This window comes from Mycobacterium sp. 852002-40037_SCH5390672 (assembly GCF_001665875.1).
Taxonomy (GTDB): domain Bacteria; phylum Actinomycetota; class Actinomycetes; order Mycobacteriales; family Mycobacteriaceae; genus Mycobacterium.
The window spans coordinates 144,952-153,302 of the sequence record NZ_LZTA01000081.1 but is presented as its reverse complement, the minus strand read 5'-3'; the positions used below and the strand labels follow the sequence as shown (position 1 = coordinate 153,302).

Genomic DNA, 8,351 nt, shown 5'->3' with positions numbered 1-8,351 from the left:
ACGCCACCGCAGATCGCGATGTCGGCCTCGCCGAACACGATGTTGCGCCAGGCCTGCGCGATGCCCTCCGAACCCGAGGCGCACGCCGACACGGGGGTGATCACCCCGGCCTTGGCGTGGCGCTCCAGCCCCACCGCCGCCGAGGCGCCGTTGGGCATGTACTTCTGCACCCCAAGCGGAGAGACGGCCTTCATGCCACGAGCGCGCATGTCGTCGTAGCTGAAGACCATCTCTTCCGACGAACCCAAACCGGTACCGATGGACACCAGCAAGCGGTTGCTGTCGACCTCGGGAGACCCGGCGTTCTCCCAGAGCCGCCGGCTCAACACGGTCGACATCCGCTGCAGGTAGCCGGTCCGACGCAGCTCGACGCGGGTCAACTGGCTGTCGAACTCCTCCAGCAGATGCCCGCCGATGCGCACCGGCAGGTCGAACTCCTCGACGAAGGGGTCCTCGAGCTTGCGGATACCACTTTGGCTGTCCAACAACAGCTTCCAGGTATTCTCGGCATCAGTTGCCAGTGCAGTCGTCATGGCGACGCCAGTGACAACTACATTCGGGAGCGTTTTCCCGGTAACCAGCTCTGTCATGGGTCTTGCGAACGTTCCTTCCCTAACTTGTCCGGCTCCTGCTCGGGCCATCTCGGCCCGCATCGTCGCCGGATGCCGTGCTCAATAACGCCCGAAGGCGAGTGCCACGTTGTGACCACCGAAGCCGAACGAGTTGTTGATCGCGTAACGGAAATCGCCGTAGCGAGGTTCGCCCGCGACAACATCAAGGTCGATCTCGGGATCAGGTGTTTCGTAGTTCAGTGTTGGCGGTATCACGCCGTCCCGAAGGCTCAATACCGTGAGAACAGATTCCAGCGCTCCGACCGCACCGATCGAGTGCCCCAAAGCGGACTTCGGCGCGTACACCGCCGCCTCCTGGCAACCGGCGACCCGAATGGCGTTGGCCTCGGCGGTGTCGCCGATCGGCGTCGCGGTGCCGTGCGCGTTGATGTGGTCGATGTCCTTGGGGGACAACCCCGCCAACTCGAGCGACCTCGTCATTGCCCGGCCCGCACGCACGCCGTCAGCCGCCGGCGCGACCATGTGGAACGCGTCCGACGTGATGCCGGCGCCCAGCAAACGGGCCAGCGGCTTGGCGCCGCGTGCCTTGGCATGCTCCTCGGTCTCGATGACCATCATCGCCCCGGCCTCACCGAACACGAAGCCGTCGCGGTCCTTGTCGAACGGCCGCGATGCGCGCTCCGGCTCATCGTTGCGCGTCGACATGGCCCGCATCATCGAAAATGCCGCGATCGGCAGCGCCTCGATGGGGCCCTCGACACCCCCGCACACCGCGAAATCGGCGTCACCCATGACGATCTGACGCCAGGCGTGGGCAATTGCCTCGGAACCCGACGAACAGGCCGACACCGGGGTGATGACCCCGGCGCGGGCACCGAGCTGCAGACCCACCACGGCTGCGGCGCCGTTGGGCATGATCATCTGAACCGCGAGTGGCGAGACCTTGCGGGGGCCGCCCTCGTTCATCAGGTCGTAGGTCTCCACGATCCGTTCGGCGCCGCCGAGGCCGGTGCCGACCACGACCGAGAACCGGTCGGGATCGACCTCCGGGCTACCGGCGGTCTCCCACAACTGAGCGCTGAGCACCTTGGCCAACCGCTGGACGTACGACATCCGCCGCATGTCGAGCCTGCTCATGTGCTCGTCGATGGGCTCCTTGAGGTGCCCACCGATCTTGACGGGCAGGTCCCACTTGGTGACGAACTCGTCTTCGAGGACGTGGATGCCGCTTTCGCCGGCCAACAAACCCTTCCACGTGCTCTCGACGTCCGGCGCGATCGACGTCGTCGCCGTGACGGCGGTTACCACAACATTGGGGTAACCGCCGTTAGCAGTGGAAGGCTTGCTCACTTGTCCGCTTCCAGCCTCGACTTGACGTTGGCGACCGCCTCGGGGTTGTCGGTCTCCAGCTTGGCCCGCAGCGCCTCGGCGGCTTCGGGGTTCTCTTCTTCGAGCTTCTGGATGTAGGAGACGACGTCACCGACGGTGCGCAGACCAGCGAGGTCCTCGTCCGGGATCTTGACGCCGTACTTGTCCTCGGTCTGAACGGCGATCTCGACCATCGACAGCGAGTCGATGTCCAGGTCGTCGACGAACGACTTCTCCGGGGTGACCTCGGAGGGCTCGATACCGGTTACCTCTTCGATGATCTCGGCGATACCGGCGATGATTTCTTCCTGGCTGACAGCCACGGCGTGTTCCCTTCGTAATGTGTTGTGTGTTAGTCGAATTGACGTGCTATGCGGTTGTACTGGTTTGCAACTGGTCGAGCTGGCTTTAGAGCTCAGCCAAAGCGTCCAGGTCTGCGGGCGACTTCACGGCACGAGCCGTAAGTCCCCGAAGTTCTCGTTTGGCGATACCGGTGAGCGTGCCCGCGGGCGGGAACTCCACGGCCGCAGTGACTTCCAGGTCACGTAGCGTCGCGGTGCACAGGTCCCAGCGCACCGGCTGGGTCAGTTGAGCGACCAGCGCCTCCATCGCCGCGGCCGCCGAGGCGACCGGCTTGCCGTCGCGGTTGGACAGCAGGGTGGCGGTGGGTTCGGACGGCTGGACGGCGGCCGCAGCGGCGGCGTAGCCGTCCAGCGCCGATGCCATGTACTTGGTGTGGAACGCTCCGGCCACACCAAGAGCGCGCACCCGGGCCTTTTCCGGCGGGTCCTCGGCCAGCTTCTCCAGCGCGGTCAGCGAGCCGGCGGCAACGATCTGCCCGGCGGCGTTGCGGTTGGCCGGGAACAGGTCGAGCTGCTCGAGGCGGGTCAGAACGTCGGCCTCGTCACCACCGAGCACCGCGGACATGCCGGTCGGTTCGACGGCGCACGCCTTGGCCATCTCAGCGCCGCGGGTGGCGGCCAGGGCGACGGCGTCGTCGGCGGCGATCACGCCGGCGATCGCGTAGGCGGCGATCTCTCCGACGGAGTGGCCGGCCACGACCAGGTCCGCGTCCGACAGCAGGCCGCGCTTGCTCAGCTCCTGGTGGGCCAGCAGCGTGGCGGCCACGACCAGCGGCTGGGTGACCGCGGTGTCGGTGATCTCTTCGGTCGATGCGGTGGTGCCCAGGCGCACGAGGTCGAGGCCACTGGCCTTGGACCACAGCGCCAACTGGTCAGCGGCGCCGGCCAGCTCCAGCCATGGCGAGAGCATCCCCTCGGTCTGCGAACCCTGTCCGGGCGCAAGTAATGCGATCACGTGTTTAAGAGAACACTGTGGAAACGGTTTTGGCGGGTGTAACAGATTATGAACCTCGTCTTAGGTTTTTGTATATACCCTACAAAATAGCTCTGTAAGCTACGGGTTTGATATCGTGCCGCGATTTGTTGCCTGGGTCACTATCACCCGAATTGTCCCGCCACAGCCCCTTTGACCGGCAGCGGAACCGCCGGCATGGCGTTGTTGGCGGCGCTAGAAGGATGGGTCGGGTAGTTGAGTTGGCCCACCGTCGCCGCCACTCGCAGCACATATGCATCACGGGGCTGCATGGGATCGCGGCCGGTGAAGTCGGTGATCCGCTTGAGTCGGTAGCGCACGGTGTTTGGATGAACGAACAACTTTCTGGCACAAGCTTCAATCGCGCCGCCACAATCTAAGTAAGCGTCGAGGGTCTCGATCAGCGTCGGACCCGCGTCGGCCAACGGCCCCATCACGTCGGTGTGCAGCGCCACGATCGCCGACGCGTCGCCCATCAGGGCACGTTCGGGCAGCAGTTCGCGGGCCGGCACGGGACGTGGCGCTCCGCGCCATCCACCGACGGCGTTCATGCCGGATATCGCCTCGCTGGCGCTGTGGTAGGCCGCCGTGAGCATCGGCGCGGTGGGTCCGACGACCACGGGGCCGTCGGCGAACGCCACCAGCAGATCGCCCAGGAATTTGTCGGTCGGCGACAATTGGCCGGACACGATCGCGACCAGCCAGGTGCCGTGCACGTCGGTGAGGGCCGCGCGCCCGTGGCGTGCGGCGATGTCGCGGACGTTCTGGCTCGCGCGTTCGCTGTCGTCGGGCCCGGTCGACCCGTCGCGCCCGGGGGCCGGCGTGCCGACCACGACCGTCGCCGGGGCGGTGGTGTCCCAGTTCAGTGCCGCGGCGCGGGACAGCAGCTCGGGGCCCGTATCGCCGCGGACCACCGCGTCGACGACGCTGGCCTCCATCCGGCTGTCCCAGGTCCCGCGTGCCTCGGCCGCGTTCGCGTAGGCGGTGGCGGCGGTGAACGCCAGATCGCGGCTGTACTTCAGGATGCCCACCGTCAGCGCGGTCAGCTGCTCTTCGGAGCGGGCCAGCAACGGGACGACTTCCTCGAAGAAGTCCATGGTCACGCGGGCCATGTCGACGCTGTGGCGCAACGCGATCCGGCGGGCAAGGTCCTGGGGCACCAGCTCGAAGGCCTGCGCGGTGTGGCTGACGTTGCTGTGCGGGTCTTGCATCCACTCGGCGAAGTTGTTGATGGCCGTCTGCACCACCAACGCCATGCTGGCCCGCTGCGACGCCTCCAGGTCGCCGAAGAACGGCAACCGGTCCTGCATGACGGAGACCGCTTCGGTAGCCAGCCGCCCCGAATACTGCTTCAGCCGCCGCAGTACCGACTCCGGCACCGTGTCCAGCAACTCGAGCGGTGACCGGGGCTGTTTGGCGAACGGACCGGCGAAGGGGTTGTCATTCACCCCTAAAAGCTACGCGTGTTTTCTAGAAGTTTCCGCCAAAGGCGGCGCGTGGCCGTCGCCCTGAGCCTCAGGACACGCCGGGATCGGACGTCTGTTCCGGGGCGGCCTGCACGTCGTCGATCTTGTATTGGCGGGCGGCGGCGATCGGCACCGAGGGATCGATCTCACCGTCGCGCGCCAGCGCCTCGAGCACCGCGACCACCTGCGATTCGGCGTCGGTGTTGAAGTAGCGCCGCGCCGCGGGCCGGGTGTCGGAGAACCCGAACCCGTCGGTGCCCAGGGTGACGAAGGTGCCCGGCACCCAGGGCCGGATCTGCTCGGGAACGGCGCGCATCCAGTCCGAGACGGCGATCACCGGGCCGCTGGCGTCCGCGAGGGCCTGGGTGACGTACGGGACACCGGCCGGGCGGTCCGGATGGCGCAGCTTGGCCCGCTCCACGGCCACACCGTCGCGGTTCAGCTCGCCCCAGCTGGTCACCGACCACACGTCGGCGGCGACGTCCCACTCCGCGGCCAGCATCTGCGCCGCGTTCAGCGCCGACGGCATGGCCACCCCCGACGCCAGGATCTGCGCCTTGTTCGCCCGTTGTTCGGTGGCGACGTGGTAGCGGTAGAGGCCCCGCAGTACGCCCTCGGGGTCGAAGTTCTCCGGCTCGGGGGGCTGCACGTACGGCTCGTTGTAGATGGTGATGTAGAAGTAGACGTCCTCGGGGTTCTCCCCGAACATCCGCGCCAGCCCACTTTCCACGATGTAGGCGATTTCGTAGGCGAACGCCGGGTCGTAGGCGACCACCGCCGGGTTGGTGCTGGCCAGCAGCAGCGAGTGGCCGTCGGCGTGTTGCAGGCCCTCGCCGGTCAGCGTGGTGCGCCCGGCGGTGGCTCCGAGCAGGAAGCCGCGTGCCATCTGGTCGGCCGCGGCCCACAGGCCGTCACCGGTGCGTTGGAAACCGAACATCGAGTAGAAGATGTAGATCGGGATCATCGGCTCGTTGTGCGTCGCGTACGACGTGCCGGCCGCGATGAACGACCCCACCGACCCGGCCTCGTTGATGCCCTCGTGCAGGATCTGCCCGACTTCGCTTTCCTTGTAGGCCAGCATCAGTTCGGCGTCCACGGCGGTGTACAGCTGGCCGTTGCGGTTGTAGATCTTCAGCGACGGGAACCACGAGTCCATGCCGAAGGTGCGCGCTTCGTCGGGAATGATCGGCACGATGCGCGGACCAACTTCGGAGTCCCGCAACACTTCCTTGAATGTCCGCACCGTCGCCATGGTGGTGGCGACCTCCTGGGTTCCCGACCCCTTCTTCAGCGCGGCGTAGGTGTCACGGCCGGGCAGCCGCAACGCTTTGGCCTTGGTGCGCCGCTCGGGCAGAAAGCCACCCAGGGTGCGCCGGCGGTCGACCATGTAGCGGATCTCCTCGGCATCGGAGCCGGGGTGGTAGTAGGGCGGCAGGTAGGGATCCTCTTCCAGCTGGGCGTCGCTGATCGGAATCCGGATCGCGTCGCGGAAGTCCTTAAGATCCTGCAGCGCAAGCTTTTTCATCTGGTGTGTGGCGTTGCGGCCCTGGAAATGCGCACCCAGCGAGTAGCCCTTGATGGTCTTGGCCAGGATCACCGTCGGCTGACCCTTGTGGTCGACGGCGGCCCGGTAGGCGGCGTACACCTTGCGATAGTCGTGGCCACCGCGCTTGAGATTCCAGATCTCCGAATCGCTCATGTTCTCCACGAGCGCTTTGGTGCGCGGATCGCGGCCGAAGAAGTGGTCGCGCACGTAGGCGCCGTCGTTGGCCTTGTACGTCTGGTAGTCCCCGTCCGGGGTGGTGTTCATCAGGTTCACCAACGCGCCGTCGCGATCGGCGTGCAGCAGGGCATCCCACTCGCGGCCCCAGACCACCTTGATGACGTTCCAGCCGGCGCCGCGGAAGAACGACTCCAGCTCCTGGATGATCTTGCCGTTGCCGCGCACCGGGCCGTCGAGACGCTGCAGGTTGCAGTTGACGACGAACGTCAGGTTGTCCAAACCCTCCAGCGCCGCGACGTGCGCCAGACCGCGGCTCTCCGGCTCGTCCATCTCGCCGTCGCCCAAGAAGCACCACACGTGCTGGTCGGAGGTGTACTTGATGCCGCGGGCGTGCAGGTAGTGGTTGAAGCGCGCCTGATAGATGGCGTTGAGGGGGCCCAGGCCCATCGACACCGTGGGGAATTCCCAGAAGTCGGGCATCAGCCGCGGATGCGGGTAGGAGGGCAGTCCGCCGCCGGCGTGGCTGTGCTCCTGCCGGAAGCCATCCATCCGATCGGCGGTCAGCCGGCCTTCCAAGAAGGCGCGCGCATAAATGCCCGGGGACGCGTGGCCCTGGATGAATACCTGGTCCCCACCACCGGGATGCGATTTGCCGCGGAAGAAATGATTGAAGCCGACTTCGTACAGCGCCGCCGACGACGCGTAGGTCGAAATGTGGCCCCCCACACCGACTCCCGGGCGCTGGGCACGGTGCACCATGATGGCGGCGTTCCACCGGATCCACGCGCGGTAGCGCCGCTCGACGTCCTCGTCGCCGGGGAACCACGGCTCCAGCTCGGTCGGAATGGTGTTGACGTAGTCGGTTGACGTCAGCGACGGGATGGCGACTCGCTGTTCGCCTGCGCGTTCCAGCAATCGCAGCATCAGATAACGCGCCCGCGACGGGCCCGAGCGCTCGAGCAGTTCGTCGAAGGACTCCAGCCACTCCGACGTCTCTTCTGGATCGATGTCGGGTAGGTAGGAGGCCACCCCCTCGCGGATCACCCGAACGCGGTCGGGTTCGGTTGCCCCGTTGGGGTTTGTCGCCAGATCGTGGCGCACGAACTCAGTTGTCAACGCACTACTCCTGTTGTTGGCGGAATGTGTGCCGTAACGGGTGGGTCGCACCCTGCCCACCATCGTGCCGCACGGGCGTTTCGCGCGGATAGCCGACATCGAATAGCCGACGGAGCTCACCTGGCGAACTTGAACTCGGCGTGTATGGGGCGGGTGCATAACCCACCCGGTAACGTCAGGCTTGTGCTCACCCGGTGGCGTGCCGTCCCTCAGATGCAGGTGAGGGCTTTGCCCCGGCGTGGAGCCTTGGCCCTCGGTTGTATCGCCGTGGCGCTGATAGGCATCGTGGGGTGCACCTCCGTCACCAACGGCACGGCAACGCCCGACACCAAGGTGGCTCCGGCCTACCGGCAGTCGGTGTCGGCGTCGGTGTCGGCGTCATCGGCGACGTCGAGCGTTCGGGAGTCCCAGCGGCAGCAATCGCTGACCACCAAGGCGGTCCGCACCGCCTGCGCCACGCTGATCACCACCAGCAAGAACGCGATCGACAAGACCAACGAATTCGTCAAGGCCTTCAACGCGGGCCGCGGCACCGGCCCCACCGAGGGCCCGGCCATCGACGCCCTCAACGACAGCGCCACCACGGTGGGCAACAGCTTCAACGACGCCATGTCGCAGCAGATCAAGGACGCATTCAACGCCTACATCGACGCCGCCCGCGCGGTGGCCAACGCCATTGGCACGCACGCGGGGACGTCGGAATTCAACAAGCGAGTCGATCAACTCAACGACACGAAAAAGAACGCAGTGAAACTCTGCCTGGCTACGTAA

6 protein-coding genes and 1 pseudogene are annotated in these 8,351 nt (G+C 66.3%); 1 reads left to right on the top strand and 6 read right to left on the bottom strand.

The genetic code is table 11. The features are described from left to right. The 6 genes and pseudogenes from kasB to aceE form a co-directional block, all read right to left on the bottom strand. Nucleotides 1-590, bottom strand: a pseudogene (gene kasB / locus A5782_RS14835) (3-oxoacyl-ACP synthase KasB); the annotation flags it as partial. An 81-nt stretch (nt 591-671) separates the two neighbouring features. Further along, on the bottom strand, nt 672-1,922 hold the full coding sequence (gene kasA, locus A5782_RS14830; RefSeq protein ID WP_067101225.1) for a 3-oxoacyl-ACP synthase KasA: 1,251 nt from the start codon (nt 1,920-1,922) through the stop codon (nt 672-674). Next, nucleotides 1,919-2,263 carry a meromycolate extension acyl carrier protein AcpM gene (gene acpM, locus A5782_RS14825; RefSeq protein WP_067101222.1) on the bottom strand — a complete coding sequence of 115 codons (345 nt, stop codon included), beginning with the start codon at nt 2,261-2,263 and terminating at the stop codon, nt 1,919-1,921. The genes kasA and acpM overlap by 4 nt, the downstream gene beginning before the upstream one ends. Nucleotides 2,264-2,348: 85 nt before the next feature. Further along, entirely contained in the window at nt 2,349-3,257 is a 909-nt protein-coding gene (locus tag A5782_RS14820; protein ID WP_067101218.1) for an ACP S-malonyltransferase, read from the bottom strand. A gap of 143 nt (nt 3,258-3,400) precedes the next feature. Next, on the bottom strand, nt 3,401-4,723 hold the full coding sequence (locus tag A5782_RS14815; protein ID WP_067101215.1) for a CdaR family transcriptional regulator: 1,323 nt from the start codon (nt 4,721-4,723) through the stop codon (nt 3,401-3,403). Between the two features lie 67 nt (nt 4,724-4,790). Beyond that, nucleotides 4,791-7,580 carry a pyruvate dehydrogenase (acetyl-transferring), homodimeric type gene (gene aceE, locus A5782_RS14810; protein ID WP_067101284.1) on the bottom strand — a complete coding sequence of 930 codons (2,790 nt, stop codon included), beginning with the start codon at nt 7,578-7,580 and terminating at the stop codon, nt 4,791-4,793. Nucleotides 7,581-7,763: 183 nt separating this feature from the next. On the opposite strand from aceE, the gene A5782_RS14805 reads away from it, so the two are divergent. Continuing rightward, complete coding sequence (locus tag A5782_RS14805) at nt 7,764-8,351, top strand: hypothetical protein (RefSeq protein WP_082942936.1); 588 nt, start codon at nt 7,764-7,766, stop codon at nt 8,349-8,351.